The organism is Aquirufa sp. OSTEICH-129A, from assembly GCF_054558355.1.
The window spans coordinates 607809-625307 of sequence record NZ_JBPXKC010000001.1 but is presented as its reverse complement, the minus strand read 5'-3'; the positions used below and the strand labels follow the sequence as shown (position 1 = coordinate 625307).

Below are 17499 nucleotides of genomic sequence, written 5' to 3'. Positions count from 1 at the left end.
TTCTCCCATTTTTTCTAATTCTAATTCCTGAAAATAAATGAATACAGTCCAAATACACAGCCAAAATTACCGAGCATTTTTTGGATTGGAATTGATAGCTCAGTTTATTCCAGCTTATTTTTTAGCTATTAATATTTAGCTTAACTTTCCTTATCTGAAATTTGAGTAAGAAATTACTCAAATTGGGTTTTAAGGATTATACATCTATCACATTTTATTTGATTGGGATTATTTATGAAAAAATCAGTCTTTTTAGGTCTTTTTTTGCTTGTTTTCTTTTCGATTTCCACATGGACACCCCTTTGGGCTCAAAAGAATTCATTAAAGAACAGTCGGGTTTTGGTCTATACCAAAAATGGAGTGGGCTATGTCCATGATAATATTCCTTCGGCTGTAGCTTGCATACAAGATCTAGGACTAGCCAATAAGTTTTTAGTGGATGTTTCCGACGACCCTACTGTTTTTGCAGAAGCAAATTTGAAAAAATACACCTTGATTATTTTTACAAGTACCAACAATGACGTGTTTGCCACTGATGAGCAGCGCCTGGCATTTAGAAGGTATATTGAAGCTGGAGGAGGTTTTGTCGGGGTTCATTCCGTTACCGGTACCGAAAGAAAATGGTCATGGTTTAAATCAATGGTAGGTGAAACATTTACTTGGCATGCCAATTTCCAGTCCTTTTCTTTAATCAATATCAATCCTAAACATCCATCTATGGAAGGTATACCCGCTGTTTGGACAAAAGAAGATGAATGTTATTTTGGTAGAGAAATGTACCCGGGCATTCAAGTTTTGATGATGCATGATGTGCGTAGCTTGGATAAAAAGCAATCGGATTTAATTCAAAAGCATGTAGGTACATTTGGTGATTATTTCCCAGCGGTTTGGTTTCAACACTTTCAAGGGGGGAATATTTGGGTGACTACCTTGGGGCATTCTAAAACGGATTATCAAAATCCATCCTACCGAAATCACCTTTTGCAAGGGATTAAATATGTGGCAAGTCAATTCAAAGGAATTGATTTCAATAAGGCTTTTTCCACTGGCAAAGATGATCAATTAAGATTTGACAAATAGTACGGAAAATTTCTAATATTTGACAAAATATTAAGATTTGAGCGATCATTCTTTTTAATGAATCTTTTTTTATTTCTTTTCTATTTTAAAGGTTTAGGTGATTATTTCCAGGTATAAGGATATTAATTGTCAAATATTTTTCTACTTTTTGGAAAAATTTAATCATGGATAAAACTACTTATCTATCAGTAGACCATTATATTGAGTTTCAGGATTCGGATAAACAAGTGCGACTACAAGCTATTCGTAAAATAGTGAAGCAATTGCTCCCAGACGCCTTGGAAGTAATTTCATATTATATGCCGGCTTTCAAGTGGAAAGGGAAGATTTTACTCTACTTTGGAGCTTTTAAAGAACATATTAGTTTGTTTCCTCATGCAAGTTGTATTGAAGCATTTCAGGATAAATCAACAGATTATGTCATGTCTAAGGGTACCATTCAATTCCCAATGAATAAAGATTTACCTATTCAATTAATCCAGGAAATGGTCCAATACCGAATTCTAGAAATGGAACTCAAGTTTCAAAAGAATAAATTAACCTAGCATTTTAAACCTATTTTATCATATGATCAATCGTAGACATTTTTTACAATCAAGCAGCCTAGCTTTAGGTGCCTTAAGTTTCTCTCCTTCAAGTTGGTCCTGGGCAGGTGATGAACCAGAACTTTGCCGTGGAGGCTATTTTACAGAGGCCGAAGGAAAGGCGTTTTTGGAACAGCATAAACCCCAGAATCTTAAAGCTTGGAATAAACGCTCCGATCAAATACGAAAGCAAATCAAAGCAGGCATGGAATTGAATAAAATGCCTATAGCGCCTAAATCTACGCCTATTATTCATAGTAAAAAGGAATATAATGGCTATACCATTGAAAATGTAGCCTTTGAAAGTATTCCAGGATTTTATGTGACAGGAAACCTGTATCGCCCAGCTGAATTAGTTGCTGGAAAATCGTATCCAGGAATATTATGTACCCATGGGCATGATGGAGCAGCAGAAGGTAGGTTTAGAGAACAAACACAGCGCCGCTGTGCTACGCTTGCCCGAATGGGTGCTATTGTTTTTACCTATGATATGTTAGGGTATGGAGATGCACAGCAATGCTCACACAACATCAAAAAGTCTTTAAAATTACAGACTATTAATGGCACACGCGCATTGGATTTTCTTCTGAGTCTTCCACAAGTAGATCCTGAACGAATTGCTATGACGGGTGAATCGGGTGGTGGTACACAAACCTTTTTATTGGCAGCGATCGACAGTCGGATTAAAGTAGCCGTTCCCTGTGTCATGGTTTCGGCTCATTTCTTTGGAGGGTGCAATTGTGAAAGCGGCATGCCTATTCATAAGAAAGGTGATTATCAAACGAATAACGTAGAAATTGCTGCTTTAACAGCTCCAAGGCCTATGTTATTGATTTCCGATGGAGCCGATTGGACCAAGAATACCCCTCAAGTTGAATTTCCATTTATACAACATATTTATTCCTTATACCAGAAAGATACTTTAGTTGAAAATGTTCATTTAGCCAAAGATGTTCATGATTATGGTATAAACAAGCGATTAGCCCTATACCCATTCTTAGCCAAGCACTTGAACCTGGATATGAGTCTGATTTTGAATAAAAAAGGAGAAGTAGATGAAAATAAATCAGTCATATTGACCAATCAAGAACTTCGTGTTTTCAATGCTCAACATCCTCTGCCATCCAATGCCCTACAAGGTGACGATGCGGTGATGGCGGTTTTGTAAGTGAATAGGGATTAGGGTTTAGTGATTAGGGATTAGTTGTTAGGGTTTAGTGTTTAGAATATAGTTATTAGGGTTTATTGAATAGAATATAGTTATGAGGGTTTAGTGATTAGAGTATAGTGATGAGGGTTTAGTGTTTAGAGTATAGTTATGAGGGTTTATGGTTTAGGGATTAGTTGTTAGGGTTTAGTGATTAGAGTATAGTTATGAGGGGAATATAGTTATGAGGGTTTAGTGATTAGTTATTATTGTTTAATGTGTGCTTGAAACGATGGTAATGCTTTCATATAAATTGACTTTTTTGATCAATATATTTCAAGACTACCCCCTAACTCCTAACCCCTAAACCCTAACCCCTAAACCCTAACCCCTAAACCCTAACCCCTAACCCCTAACCCCTAACCCCTAACCCCTAAACCCTAACAACTAATCCCTAATCACTAAACCCTAATCCCTAACAACTAACCCCTAATCACTAACAATCAACACCTTCCCATTCCTCCCTGGAGTTTGATAAGCCTCAATGGCTTCTTGAAAATTCTCTAATGGATAGGTAGTAGGCACATCCATTTGAATACTTTCTTTAGCTAAGTGTTCAAATACCGATTTAATGGCCGAAAACCGCTTTTCAGAACTAAGACTTTCCATCCAACTAGTTAACCAAAAGCCCTTTACGCTTAAATTTTTAAAGATTAGTAAACCCGAATTTAATGGAATGTTTTCTAAGCTTAATAAACCGAATACATGCATGGTCCCTCCTATTTCAAGGCAATTTAAAATTTGAGCGGCAAGTTGTCCACCCACAGCATCAAAAATGGCTTGAACCCCTTGAGGAGCTTTTTCTTTGATGATCTTGCTTACTTTTTCATTTTCTGTATCAACTACTAAATCTGCCCCTAAATCATAAAGATGTCTTTTTTGAGCAGCTTGGCGAACCGTAGCTGCCACCCAAATACCTTTTTGCTTGGCCATCTGTATCACCAATTTCCCCCATGCCGAGGCTCCGGCAGTTATCAATAATTTATCTCCCTCTTTCAATCCACTGGCTTCCAACATGGCATAAGCCGTTAAGGGATTAATGAAAGCCTGACAAGCCATTTCATTGCTCATATTAGTAGGCACCGGAATAACCGAATTGACAGGAATACATACATATTCTTTCCAAGTTCCTATAGCCGTAAATATAACGCGAGTACCTATGGGATATGATTGATTACTATCTGTTGTTTCAATAAGTCCAACGGCTTCAAAGCCAGCACTACAAGGTAATTTAGGCTGAATACCATATAATCCTTGAATAAACATGATATCAGATGGATTGATATTCCTAGCTACAACCTTTATTCTAAGCTCATGAGGTTGCGGTTCAGGCATAGGGGATTCAACTAGCTTAAGGACATCTTTGGGTAATCCAGTTTGTTCAAAAATAACTTGTTTCATGCGGTTGGATTTTAAAAGCGGAAATAAAAAAGGAATATAAAAAAAAACTTGGAGAGCCCACCTAAATTTAGCTTAGAATGCTTAAATTGTTTCTTAACAAAACAATATTTTATGTATCCATTTACATTGTTTTCCCTAGAAGGGAAAGTGGCATTAATTACTGGTGCGAGCAAGGGAATTGGTTTAAGTATAGCAGAGGCATTTGCCCAGGCTGGCGCTAAAGTGGTTATAAGTAGTAGAAAACAAGAGTCTTTGGATGAAATGGCACTGGAGCTTCGCGAAAAAGGTTTATCGGTAGAAGCGGTAGCTTGTCACGTAGGTCATATGGATGAATTACAAGCTTTGGTGGATCAAACCATTGATTTATACGGACAATTAGACATTGTTGTGAATAATGCCGCCACTAATCCGGTTTTTGGTCCAGTGGAAGATACCAGCTTGGAAGCTTTTGATAAAATCATAGAGGTTAATTTAAAGGCTCCATTTCAATTGATGAAAATTTGTTTTCCCTATCTTAAAAAATCAGATGCTGCTTCCGTCATTAATATTTCATCCATTGGTGGATTATCGCCAGAGGCTGGTTTAGGAATATATAGTGTCAGTAAAGCGGCATTAATTTCCATGACTGAAGTATTTGCCAAAGAATGGGGCGAGCATGGTATCCGAGTAAATGCTATTTGTCCGGGATTAATCAAGACAAAGTTTTCGGAAGCCTTATGGGATAATGAACATATCTTAAAACACATGATGAAAAGCTTACCGATCAAACGGGTAGGAAAACCTGAGGAAATAGCTGCTGCGGCCCTTTATTTAGCTTCTGAGGCATCTTCTTATACAACAGGTACCGTTTTAACTGCCGATGGCGGATTTACCATTTAAACATTATGGAAGCTCTACCTCATTTATTTATTTCTGATCGGGTTGCTACTTTATTGCCTCAATATAGGCAATTTGTTGAGCAGCATATTTTTCCCTTGGAGCAAGGTGCTATTTATGGATCTTTTAAAGCTCATTTACCTGCTTTACATGATCTAAGGCGAAAAGCTAAATCTGCAGGTTTGTTTGCTCCCCATTTATCTTTACAGGATGGTGGTCTAGGTCTTAGCCTTTTGGAGTTTGCTTCTATTTCTGAGGTGCTGGGTCTAAGTCCTTTGGGCCATTTTGTATTTAATTGCCAGGCTCCCGATATCGGAAATATGGAATTGATGCACCGATTTGCTTCCGAAGAACTAAAAGCCAAGTACTTGCATGCTTTGCAACAAGGTGAAATACGTTCTTGTTTTGCCATGACAGAACCAGAACATGCGGGGAGTAATCCCATTCACTTGTCTACCAGAGCTGTGTTGGATGGAGATGAATATGTTATCAATGGACATAAATGGTTTACCTCCTCCGCTGATGGAGCACATTTTACGATTGTTATGGCGGTAACAGATCCTGAAAATACCAATCCCTACCAAAGGGCTAGTATGATTTTAGTTCCATTGGATAATCCAGGGTATCGACTTATCCGAAATATTCCCATCATGGGTGATGTTGGGGAAGATTATTTATCCCATGCTGAAATTGAATTTAAAGATTGCCGCGTACCCAAATCGAATTTAATTGGAGAAGCTGGAGCAGGTTTTGCATTAGCTCAAGAGCGTTTAGGGCCTGGAAGAATACATCATTGCATGCGTTGGATTGGAATCTGTGAGCGAGTAATGGAATTAACATGCAAAAGAGCCCTTTCAAGGGAATTAAATCCACATCATGTATTGGCTGAACAGCAAAGCATTCAACATGGAATAGCTGAAAGCGCGGCTGAAATTAAGGCTTCCCGTTTGATGGTCTTACAAACAGCTTATCTCATAGAGAAATATGGTTCCAAAGCTGCCAAAGAAGATATTTCAACGATCAAGTTTTATGTTTCTAATGTATTGATGCGTGTGATAGATAAGGCCATTCAAGTACATGGCGCCTTAGGAATCACCGATGACACCTTATTATCTTTTTGGTATCGTCATGAAAGAGGGGCTAAAATCTATGATGGTCCTGACGAGGTTCATAAGACAGTGTTAGCCAAAAGAATTATTCAATCCTATGCCAATCGATGATTGATTTACAGCGTGCATCCTTATTAGCCTATTTATCGGAACATTTACATGTTCCTGCATCTGATTTTCAAATAAAACCATTTAAAGGTGGGTTTTCCAATTTGACCTTTGGAATCGAAGCTCAAGGTAAAAAATGGGTTCTGAGGAGGCCACCATTAGGAAAGAAAATTTCCAAGGCACATGATATGGTGCGTGAATTTAGGATTTTGGAAGGATTGCAAAGGGCGGGTTATCAGAAAATCCCTAGACCCATTTTATGTTGTGAAGATGAAGGAATTTGGGATGCTCCATTTTTTATTATGGAACATGTCGAAGGGCCCATTTTAAGAAATAAAATGCCTGAGGGTTTAGATTTGGCTCCCTCTTTTTTTCAAAAACTATCGGCTCATTCTTTAGATGTTTTAATTGAATTACACCAGTTGGAACTAGAAAAGTCAGGTTTAGGACTTTTGGGTAAACCTGAGGGATTTGTTTCAAGGCAGGTTCATGGATGGGCAGAGCGTTATGAAAAGGCAATGACGGAGGAGATTTTAGATATGAATCATCTTGCTGATTGGTTGAAACAACATTTGCCCAAGGAAGAACAGGTAGGATTTATCCACAATGATTTTAAATACGATAATTTGGTCCTAAGCAGTTTTGAAAATCCAGAAATCAAAGCAGTACTTGATTGGGAAATGGCTACCGTGGGTGATCCCTTAATGGATTTAGGAACAGTTTTAGCCTATTGGGCGGAGGCTCAGGATCCCGAAATTTTAAAAATGTTTAATTTGTCCTATACAGAGGGAAATTTTACTCGGCAACAAGTCATTGATTATTATGCTCAGCATAGTTCCTTGAAGGTAGATAATATCCATTTTTACTATGCTTTTGGTTTATTTAAGGTAGGTGTGATAGCCCAACAAATCTACCAAAGACATGTGCAAGGTTTTGCACCAGATCCACGATTTGCTGCCTTAATCCATGTGGTTAAAGCATGTGGGAAATTAGCTGTTCAAAGTATCTTAACTCATCGAATTTAATATGGAAATCCAACAAGTATGTATTTTAGGTGCTGGAACCTTGGGTAGCCGCATTGGCTTTCAAGCAGCTTTATCAGGCTTTGAGGTTAAAATCTATGATGTCCATGAGGCTTCATTTCAATTGTCCAAGAAGATGATAGACAAGATTGCCGAAGGTTTGGTGTCCAGTAAAATTTATTCAACCGAAGCTATTCAGTTGGCTCTTGCTCGATTAAGCTACACATTGGATGATGAGGAGGCTGTAGCTTCTGCTGATATTATTTCTGAATCAGTAACAGAGGATTTATCTATCAAGCAAAAAGTTTGGGAAAGAATGGGCCAAATAGCCCCCGAAAAAACCATCTTTACTACCAATACGTCTTATCTCCTTCCCTCCTCTTTGGCCTCTTTTACGGGCCGACCTGCCCGCTTTTGTGCTTTTCATTTTCATGATGTTTTTTATTCAAGAATTGTGGACATCATGCCTCATCCTGGCACAGATACAGCGTTAATCTCCGTCTTAGAGGAATTTGGGCGGAGGCTTAATCAAGTTCCTGTGTTAGTCAAAAAAGAAAACCACGGCTATATTTTTAATGCCATGCTGCTGTCTTTTTTGGGTGCCGCAGGAAAATTATTAGTTAATGAGGTGGCTTCGATAGAAGATATTGATAAATCTTGGATGGTTAATTTTCATGTACCCATGGGACCTTTTGCCATCTTAGACTCGATTGGACTAGATACAGCTTGGCACGTAACGCATCAATTACCCGATGCTAATTCTAAGGCATTTGCGGCACTATTAAAGACTTATATTGATGCTGGTAAACTAGGCCAAAAATCGGGAGAAGGGTTTTATACTTACAAACCTTAATCAATGTAGAATGTAGAATGAAGAATGTACAATTAGTTGGTAGTAAAACTTTCCCATTCTTCATTCTCCATTCTTCATTCTTCATTCTTCATTCCCCATTCTTCATTCTTCATTCTTCATTCTTCATTCTTCATTCTTCATTCCCTATTCTCCATTCTTCATTCTCCATTCTTCATTCTCCATTCTTCATTCTCCATTCTCCATTCTTCATTCTTCATTCTTCATTCTCCATTCTTCATTCTCCATTCTCCATTCTTCATTCCCCATTCTTCATTCTTCATTCTTCAATCTTCATTCTTCATTCTTCATTCTCCATTCTTCATTCCCCATTCTTCATTCCCCATTCTTCATTCCCCATTCTCCATTCCCCATTCTCCATTCTTCATTCTCCATTCTTCATTCTACATTGATTACTCCGGATGATACACCCTCTTCGCTTGTTCCAAAACTTCTTTCTTGTCTAGGCTCATGCGTTTTACTTTCTGTGCTTGATATAGCGGTCTTTGGTCTGCAAAATGCGGACTATCTGTGTTTGAACTGGCTCCAAAGGTATTGACTGATTCGATGAAAGGTAATCCTCCATCTTTCGGGAATTTAACAAATTGTATATAGGCATCCCCACTATTCATTCGTCTTTTTCCACCTTCCATTTCCACGGACATTACAGCTGCTAAAACATCTGGCATTCCACCCTGTGGCCAATTTTCCTTTCCTCTAACCAGTCGTTGTACATCCCCTAAGTTTACATCAGTGCGTTTAAAATGTTGAATTAGTGTCTTTTGAATATACTCAAAAACTTGCACTGCTTCCTTGGAAGTCAATTTTTGATCTTGTCGACCGGCCATAATTTTAGGAACATGGTAATATGCCATCAAATAAATCAAAGCTCCTTGGCTTTCTGGTGCGGCCACATGATCCCAAGCTTGTAATTTTTCTACCAAAGGTTTGATATGAGGGTATTTTGAAGCATCCAATAAAAACAAAGAATCAGCTGCATAACCATAAGGAAATAAAATTTTCTTAGGTAATTGGCGGTCAAATTTGATACGTTTTAATTCTTCATAACTGATTTTTTCTTCTCCTTCCAATAATTCCTTAGCTCGGGCGCTTCGGTTATTATGATAAAGTTCATATCCGTCATTTGAATCAAAATCTTTGGGATTCAAGTTTTCCTGTTCCGCCGTGGCTAAAAATGGGGAGTGGTTGGTATTAAACAAATAGCCACTTTTGGGATTATGGTATTGTGGTAATGCTGAAAAGGGTTTAAAAGAGGTCCATAAACTAGCTCGGGTATTTCCTGGAATGGTGGATGACCAATTGTATTGTTTATCTGGATTTCGGAAAGGCATTTTACCATTGGAAACATAGAATATATGGCTGTCTTTATCTGCATATAATATGTTAAACATGGCCAAATGATTCTCTTCCAAAGCATTCTTGAATTCAGTAAAATTGTTAGCCCGATTCATGTGATACCATTGTTCTAATGCTTTGGCATCCATCAATGAAGGCAAACGCATAGAAAAATAAGCTCCTTGGGGACTTTTAACCGTTGGGCCATAAATAGAGCGATAGGCCATTTTTGAAATACTTATGGGCAATCCTTTAATTTTTAATTTGATTTTTCTTTTTTCTAAAGGCAACCATTCTCCATCCACTTGATACATGTTGGGATGCTTGGCATCTGTCTTCAATTGATAGACATCAATCTTATCTTGGAAATTAACCGTGTGGGCCCAGGCTAAATTAGGGCTGGTTCCGTGAAAAATCAAAGGAGCTCCGGGAAATAAGCCTCCAAGCATATTCCAACCTTCCTCACTTTGAAGATGAGCTTCATAGAAGGCTGTGGCACCTTCTATCGGTTGATGCGCATTGATCACCAACATATTTTCTCCACTTTCTGATTTAGAAGAATGAATGGCAAAAGAATTACTTCCTTCACCCGTAAATCCGGGTAAGTTGGCAATGCTGCCATTCAATAGTTTAGGTAAGGTTCTTTCTACACCACAAAACACGGCTACTGAAAATACCGTGGTTGATAAATATTCTTCTACATTTATCGGAAAAACATGTTTATTTAAAATTTCTTTTGGATGGGCATCGGCATATGCTTGTAAACCCAGCAGGTATCCTTTGATCAATAAAATGAATCGGGGATCCATGGAGCTAATTTGTTCTTCTACCAATTTCTTTGTTTGAAGTAGTCCGAATACATAATCCACGGGCGCTCCTTTTTTTCCAAGGTAGGTCCCTAATTTACCTTTTCCCGTTAAAATTAAAGTTTGTATGGTTTTGAAATCATCTTCTGCATGTGCCCAGGCCAGCCCATAAGCCACCTCGGCATCAGTGGGTGCAAAAATATGAGGGACTCCATAGGAATCCCTCGCTATTTGAATTTTTTCCGTTCTTATGATGGGGAAAGAATAAGTTTGCGCACTTACATTTTCCTGAACAATCCATACATATATAAAACAAACTAAACCTAGAATACGTAATTTCATTTACTATTGGGGTTACTGATTAAGTTGGCAAATAAGCGATAAGCTCCAGGTACACCTGCGGGTAATTCTCGGAAAAATACTAAGCCAGTATAAATGAATCGGCCTTTGCCATAAGGAGCAACAGCAATATTTCCCTTTTCCATTTTTTCACCAGGATCCATGAAACCCAATGGGAACTCAACATGTGGATCCGATGATTCACCAAGGTATATGCTGCGTTCTTGTACCCAATCTTGAAAATCATCTACCGTAATTTTATTGGGTTGATTGAAAACGGAATGACTGGCTATTAAAAATTCAGGTTGAGCATTTTCTCTTGTAATTCTACTACGTCCAACTTGAAATGGATATGGTGCCATTTGAGATTTCATGGGACCTAAAAAACTAGCAGTATTGTATTGAACCACATAATTTCCTCCATTATCGACATACTTCATTAATTCTGGATGAGCATTTCCTAAATAATCCTCTGTATTATACGCTCTAATTCCCGTTACAATGGCATCATATTTCTTTAACAATTCAAATTTCAAATCACTCTCTTTCAAGAAGTCGACCTGGTAACCCATCTGATTTAAAGCCTCTGGAACTTTATCTCCAGCTCCTTTTATATAAGCCACGCGTTTACCTTTGGCCACGATGGGACTGTGAATGATATCCAAACCTACCCCAGTGAAGTATCGCTGGGTAGGAATATGGGGGTATTCAATGGTATGTAGCTCCAATGAATCTATCCAATTCCCTTTTTCAGTGGTATAAGCCAAGGACAATTGATGGTGAATTTTGCCCATCTTTTTTAAGGCACTTTCTTGAAAAGTTATACCAAAAGATCTTTTTTCTCCTTTTTTTAGCCCCTTTTCTAAGGAAATTTGAGCTAGGGTTTCACCTAATTCATTTTTAATTTGAACGCTACCCGGACTAATAGCTGACATGGCAGTAATATTTACCAAAGTACTTTTACTTGTCTTAGATCCACTTGGTAATAACAGTACTTGAGAACTTAAAGAAAACACCGATTTAGGTGTAATGGCAATGGGCTGATAAATTTCTCCTTTCACTGGATCTACAAACATTTGTTGAACCGCTTTTTCAATTTGAAATCTTTCTCCCTCTAACTGAAAACTTACTTGAACACTCACAGCTGGGTCCACATCGGCTTGTCCAATTTTAAGCGGATCTTCCACAACAAAATTCCCTAAATTTCGTGCTTTTTGTAACCAATAAGGTTGGGTATATGCTTGATTTACAGGAATTTTAGAATTCCAGGTGAGCTTTCTCGAAGTATTAATTTTACCAGTAAAAGTGGTATCTTTTTGAAGTATTTTTACCTGTACATTTTCCAAGTTCAAAGGGCTTCTTAAAATGATTTCTGTTTTAAAATTTAACGTATCTCCGGTAGCAATGGTGCTTTGCTGGGTCGTTCCAGAAACATATAAAGCAGCAGCCTTTAAAATCCAATCATTGACTTGTACCCATTTTTTTTGTTGATAGCTGGATTTGGGTAATGCCTCAATGGATTTTTTTAAGGCAATCATCGCCTTGACGCTAGCATAAGGTTTTTCCCATTGGTAATTTTTAATGATTTCTTTTAATTGAGCTTCCACAGATTCGGAACCTGGTATTCTGGACCAAGAAGTGGAAATACCATCCCATAAATATTGTTTAGGGGCCTCTCCTGCTAAGGTTTCAAAATACTCCGTGCTTAAACCTCGATCAGCTGCAAATCCAAATCCTTGGCATTTGTGCTGACTTCTGCTTAAGGCGGCCAATTCCCCAGTACTTACTCCTAAAGCTGGAAGGTAATTACCAATTTGAATTTTAAATTGATTTTCATTGATGGTATTATTTGCTGATCCTGGAAAACGAAAAGTATTCCAAAGTAAACGTTTCGCTTGCCAAGTTTGTACTCCTCGACTTAATTGTTCGGGGAAGCGTTTAGGGTCTGCAGCTGCAGCATAGGCCTCTATGGCTAAAGCCGCAGAGGCTGAATGATGGCCATGGCCAGCTCGTGAATCTGGAGGAAACCTAGTGAAAATGATATCGGGTTGTAATTTTCGAATAACCCAGACTAGATTGGATAATATTAAATCATGATTCCAGGTACTAAGTGCTTCATCAGTGGATTTAGAAAATCCAAAATCTAAGGCCTGTGAGAAATATTGATGTGCCCCATCTATTCTACGAGCTGCGAGCAATTCTTGGGTTCTTAATAAACCTAAGGGTACACCTTGTTCATCACCAATCAAATTTTGACCTCCATCACCTCTTGTACAAGAGAAATAATTAGCTTCCCAATGTTGCTCTTGAGCAAACCATGTCAGCATATGGGTACTCTCATCATCCGGGTGTGCGGCTACGTGTAATACGGTTCCTAACACTTGGATAGATTGTAAATCTTCATATAATTGAGCATTGCTACGTTGAGCAAAACTGGGAAAACTACTTATGGCTAATAGGCAAAGAATTAGTTTTTTCATGGAATGATGGTAGGCTATGTATGTTTGGATTAATTATCCCAATTATCGGTACGGAAAAGATTGACTGGTAATCCTTCTCTGCTGAATAAATTAGGGATGGCGTCGTTGCTAAAAGAATAGCGTACAGCAACTGGATTGGGAACTTCTGGAGCAGAAACCAAAAGTGTATTTCCATCGATTTTCCCTTGAGCTGGATAAAATTTCTGGTCCTCTCCTGCAATCATTAAATGGGATGGATCACCATCCTTAGCTACTAATTTGCCATTTAATTCTCTAAAATAGATGCGGATTTTGCCTTTCTCTACCCGATGTCTGTCATATTTAGGATAAAAGATTGGACCGGCCTCTTGACCATAATTTTTCACCAAGGCCAAACTAGCAAAACGATGTGCGACTTCTACCTTTTTAGTTGGATGGATGTTACTTACATCCGGAACTAAATCACTCAGCACCACCATGGCCGTTTTTTCAATGGCCAAATTTTTAGTTTGCGCTTCTCTCAATTTGGCGCCAAAGTTATTCTCACCGTACTTGGAGTAAGGGGCAATTTGTGCAAAATAAAATGGAAAATTATTCTTGAATGCGGCTCTCCAAGAGCCAATCATGGTTTCCATTAATTCAGCATAGGTTTTGTATTGACCCACATTACTTTCGCCTTGATACCACAATGCACCTGCTATGGTGTATTGGGTGATGGGCGCTATCATGGCATTATAATTTAAGCCAGGATATACAGACCAAAATGCATTGGGCCTCAATTGCTTAGCTGCTTCCCATAAATTACTTTTTTTAGCTAGTACATCCTCCGGTGTCCATACTTCAGCAGGTGTTCCTCCCCAATTGGAATTTATAAGTCCCATGGGTACTCCTAACTTTTGATTTAATTCCTTACCAAAAAAATAGCCTATGGCAGAGAATGATTTCATGGCTTCGGGATTACAAACCACCCAGTGTGCTCTTACATCTTCTTGGGGATAAGATGAGGTCGCCTTAGGAATGTAGAAAAAGCGAATGTCCTTATTGACTGCATTGGGCATTTCATCCAAGGTTTCTTGGAGGTTTTGATCGCCACTCCATTCCATATTACTTTGGCCGGAAAATACCCAAACTTCACCAAATACCACATCTGAAATTTTGATGGTGTTTTTGCTTCCTTGAAACTCTATTTGATGGTTTCCTCCCGCTGCTGGTGTAGGGATTTGAATGCTCCACTTCCCTAAAACGGCTTTGGTTTTAAAGTGGGTGGTATCCCAATCTACATTTATTTTAACGGTCTCTGTAGGACTAGTAGTCCATCCCCAAAGAGTCACTTTACTTTTTTGTTGTAAGACCATGTGGTCTCCAATGATTGCAGGTAATTGAACATCCGCTCGACTGACAAAACTGGCTAGCAATAAAACAGCGGAATATAAAATCTTTTTCATGTAAGATAAATTTATGATTTCAACATATTTCTATTCCATGGCCCACGGTAAGGTCTTGCCAATAATGCAGTGGCTTGTGGATCATTGACAATAATTTTGGCACTTGGGTCATAAATAACTGGTCTGCCACCTAATTCCATAGAAACATTGGCTAATAAACAACTAGCTGTTGAAATATGGCCTTCCCCTATATCCGCTATCGGTTTAGATTTTTTATCAATAGCAGCTATAAAATCCAGCATATGTAAACGAGTGGCTGGGGCAGCATTGAGCTCAATACGTTCTTCAGTTAGATCCTCTGGATATTTTTCTTTTTCATAGACCACATCCATGTGTAAGCTTTTTTGCTTAGAATCTGTTGGAGTAAAGTCATATTTCATGGTGCTAGCTCGCAGAGTTCCTTTTTCGCCATAAATGGTTAATCCCCATGGATATTCTGGATCGTTTGGCGTACCCCAAGTACGGTGCTGCCATACACAGTTTAAACCATCATATTCAAATACCGCCGATTGGGTATCAGATATATTCGATTTGCCCTCTTTTTGAACATAGATACCTCCTTGGGAACTAATCCGTTTTGGCCAGCCTAAATCCAGCATCCAGCGAGCAGTATCAAACATGTGGATACACATATCACCCATGATGCCATTGCCATATTCTTTGAAAGTTCTCCACCAACGGATGTGTGGGCTTCCGTCATATGGTCTCATAGGAGCAGGTCCTGTCCACATATCATAGTCAAAATAATCTGGAACAGCCTGAACTGGGGGATTCCCATTATTTCTCATGTGGTAATAGCAATACATTTCCACATGAGCTACCTTACCTAAAAGGCCTTTATCAATGATTTCTTTTTTGGCGTGGATTAAATGGGGAGTGCTTTTTCTTTGAGTTCCCACCTGAACCACTTTACCATATTTGCGGGCTGCAGCAACCATCGCCTCTCCTTCTAATACATCCACAGATATTGGTTTCTGCACATATACGTGTGCTCCTGCCTTAACAGCGTCAATCATTTGTAAGGGATGCCAATGGTCAGGACTACCGACCAAAACAATATCCAATTCGTTTTCACTTAACAGCTTTCTATAATCACCATATAGACGGGGAACTTTACCTGATTTTTGTCTTTCACTGACTAATTTACCGGCTTGGTTTAATTGATTTTTGTCGACATCGCATAGTGCCACTACTTCTACCGGAACTACTTGAATGAGTCTGAATAAATCACTTTTCCCGTACCAACCTGTGCCAATTAAGGCAACCCTTAATGGTTTGTCTGGATGAATTAAATCAAGGCCATAAGCACCGAATTGAGACAAGGCTAAACTGGCAGTGGCACCTTTTAAAAAATGTCTTCGATTAATGTTAAATGTTTTCATAGCTAGAATAAAAAAGTTGATACCGATGATCCTGGAATTGAAAGATCAATGGTTTTATGTTGATATTGAATAGGTAATCGTTGATTTTCTTTCATCTCATTTTGGACCAATATACAGATTTTTTTATCCGGTCTAAGAAATGCTACCATGGATAATTTAGACGGGGAATTTAAACGGATTCGTTTAGAACCTGCTGGTAAAAACTGTGATGCTTGAGCTAAAATATAATAAGCCACATTTCGCTGAACGCCTTGGTATATGGTTAAAGCTCCCAAACACTCGGTACATCCTCCTGGACTATGGGGTCCTATGTTTTGGTCATTGGCTAAATTCCATTCTAAAGCTGTTTTAGAACCTTGATTCAGAGATCCAATAACTACGTTTTTCATATGCCACATAAAATCGCCATAAAATTCACCTTTCACTCCGGTCCATTGTTCAGTGAAATAGAGATTTTTATCTGTATGCTTTGTCCTTACCTGTGCTAATGCACTAATATCTCCATTGTATAAATGAAAGGCAGAACCGTCTACGTATTTACGAGCTTGAGGATCATTTAATATATGAATGGGGTATTCTGGTTTATCGCAATTATGATCATAGCAAATGATTTTAGTAGCTAGGCCATTTTTTTGAAATTGTGGACCTAAATAATCTCGGATAAACACTAATTGTTCTTCTGCGCTCATGGATAAGCTAGGATTATTTCCGGGATGCAAAGGTTCATTTTGGGGGCTAATTGCGTAAATAGATATGCCTAATTTCTTCATTTCCTGGATGTATTTGACGAAATACCGGGCATAAACATCATAGTAGGCTACTAATAATTTACCCCCTTTTGAATCCTTATTATCTTTCATCCAGGTTGGTGGGCTCCAGGGTGTGGCGAAAAGCTTGATCTTGGGATTTATTTGTAAGATTTCTTTTAAAAGTGGTATGAGAGCTTTTTGATCTTCTTGCAGACTAAAATGCTTAAGGGAAATATCTTCTTTTTCATGGCTTAAATCATCATAGGAAAATACTTTTTCATCCATATCAGAGGCACCGATACTTATCCTTATAACCGACAAATTCAATTGTTGAGGCTTATTTCCAAATAATTCACGTAAAAGATTTTTTTTGGTTTGGGCATCAAGCGCTTGTATTAAATGTGCACTTCCGCCTGTTAAGGTATAGCCAAATCCATCCAAAGTTTGATCAAGAGATTGTGGATCCACTACCACAGATTCATTCTGTTTTGAACTACTTGCTGATTTCCATGCTAGCTTAGGCATTTTTTGAAACATCTGTTTATTTCCAGGAAAGGAAATCCAGGATTCAATGGATTGCCCTTGGCATAAAATAGGATGTAACAAAACAAAAAGCATCCAAATGACCTTTGGATTTGCTTTAATGACCTTCATAAACGATGTATTAGAATGTAAACTTAAAGATATTCATATTTTGAAATTGTTCAATTCTATCTTACTATTTTT

13 protein-coding genes are annotated in these 17499 nt (G+C 38.3%); 7 read left to right on the top strand and 6 right to left on the bottom strand.

Going from position 1 to position 17499, the window contains the following annotated elements:
- Nucleotides 1-234 precede the first annotated feature (234 nt).
- The 3 genes from SKC36_RS02770 to SKC36_RS02760 all read left to right on the top strand — a co-directional run bounded on the left by SKC36_RS02770 (nucleotide 235) and on the right by SKC36_RS02760 (nucleotide 2832).
- Nucleotides 235-1080, top strand: coding sequence for a ThuA domain-containing protein (locus tag SKC36_RS02770; RefSeq protein WP_459464446.1), 846 nt, complete (start codon nucleotides 235-237; stop codon nucleotides 1078-1080).
- A gap of 164 nt (nucleotides 1081-1244) precedes the next feature.
- Nucleotides 1245-1625, top strand: a complete 381-nt coding sequence (locus tag SKC36_RS02765; protein WP_459464444.1) for an iron chaperone — start codon at nucleotides 1245-1247, stop codon at nucleotides 1623-1625.
- A gap of 22 nt (nucleotides 1626-1647) precedes the next feature.
- Nucleotides 1648-2832 (top strand): alpha/beta hydrolase family protein, encoded by a 1185-nt coding sequence (locus SKC36_RS02760; RefSeq protein WP_459464442.1) that lies wholly within the window; start codon nucleotides 1648-1650, stop codon nucleotides 2830-2832.
- A gap of 468 nt (nucleotides 2833-3300) precedes the next feature.
- Here the strand turns inward: SKC36_RS02760 and SKC36_RS02755 are convergent, their stop codons facing one another.
- A complete protein-coding gene (locus SKC36_RS02755) occupies nucleotides 3301-4272 on the bottom strand; it encodes a zinc-dependent alcohol dehydrogenase family protein (RefSeq protein ID WP_459453003.1) in 972 nt (323 codons plus the stop codon).
- 111 nt (nucleotides 4273-4383) lie between these two features.
- On the opposite strand from SKC36_RS02755, the gene SKC36_RS02750 reads away from it, so the two are divergent.
- The 4 genes from SKC36_RS02750 to SKC36_RS02735 are packed head-to-tail and all read left to right on the top strand — an operon-like array spanning nucleotide 4384 to nucleotide 8240.
- A complete protein-coding gene (locus tag SKC36_RS02750) occupies nucleotides 4384-5151 on the top strand; it encodes a glucose 1-dehydrogenase (protein WP_459453002.1) in 768 nt (255 codons plus the stop codon).
- Nucleotides 5152-5156: 5 nt separating this feature from the next.
- On the top strand, nucleotides 5157-6368 hold the full coding sequence (locus SKC36_RS02745) for an acyl-CoA dehydrogenase family protein (protein WP_459453001.1): 1212 nt from the start codon (nucleotides 5157-5159) through the stop codon (nucleotides 6366-6368).
- A complete protein-coding gene (locus SKC36_RS02740; RefSeq protein ID WP_459453000.1) occupies nucleotides 6365-7390 on the top strand; it encodes a phosphotransferase family protein in 1026 nt (341 codons plus the stop codon). Before SKC36_RS02745 ends, SKC36_RS02740 begins: the two co-directional genes overlap by 4 nt.
- A gap of 1 nt (nucleotide 7391) precedes the next feature.
- Entirely contained in the window at nucleotides 7392-8240 is an 849-nt protein-coding gene (locus SKC36_RS02735; RefSeq protein WP_459464440.1) for a 3-hydroxyacyl-CoA dehydrogenase, read from the top strand.
- A 410-nt stretch (nucleotides 8241-8650) separates the two neighbouring features.
- On the opposite strand, the gene SKC36_RS02730 is transcribed toward SKC36_RS02735, so the two are convergent.
- From SKC36_RS02730 to SKC36_RS02710, 5 genes are read right to left on the bottom strand one after another with little or no spacing between them, the layout of a single operon-like run.
- A complete protein-coding gene (locus SKC36_RS02730; RefSeq protein WP_459464438.1) occupies nucleotides 8651-10741 on the bottom strand; it encodes a penicillin acylase family protein in 2091 nt (696 codons plus the stop codon).
- A complete protein-coding gene (locus SKC36_RS02725; RefSeq protein ID WP_459464436.1) occupies nucleotides 10738-13218 on the bottom strand; it encodes a PIG-L family deacetylase in 2481 nt (826 codons plus the stop codon). The genes SKC36_RS02730 and SKC36_RS02725 overlap by 4 nt, the downstream gene beginning before the upstream one ends.
- A gap of 29 nt (nucleotides 13219-13247) precedes the next feature.
- Complete coding sequence (locus SKC36_RS02720; protein ID WP_459464434.1) at nucleotides 13248-14642, bottom strand: sialate O-acetylesterase; 1395 nt, start codon at nucleotides 14640-14642, stop codon at nucleotides 13248-13250.
- 11 nt (nucleotides 14643-14653) lie between these two features.
- A complete protein-coding gene (locus tag SKC36_RS02715) occupies nucleotides 14654-16024 on the bottom strand; it encodes a Gfo/Idh/MocA family protein (protein ID WP_459452995.1) in 1371 nt (456 codons plus the stop codon).
- A 2-nt stretch (nucleotides 16025-16026) separates the two neighbouring features.
- Nucleotides 16027-17427: a glycoside hydrolase family 30 protein gene (locus SKC36_RS02710; RefSeq protein WP_459464432.1), complete on the bottom strand. Its 1401-nt coding sequence runs from the start codon at nucleotides 17425-17427 to the stop codon at nucleotides 16027-16029.
- Between the last annotated feature and the right edge of the window lie 72 nt (nucleotides 17428-17499).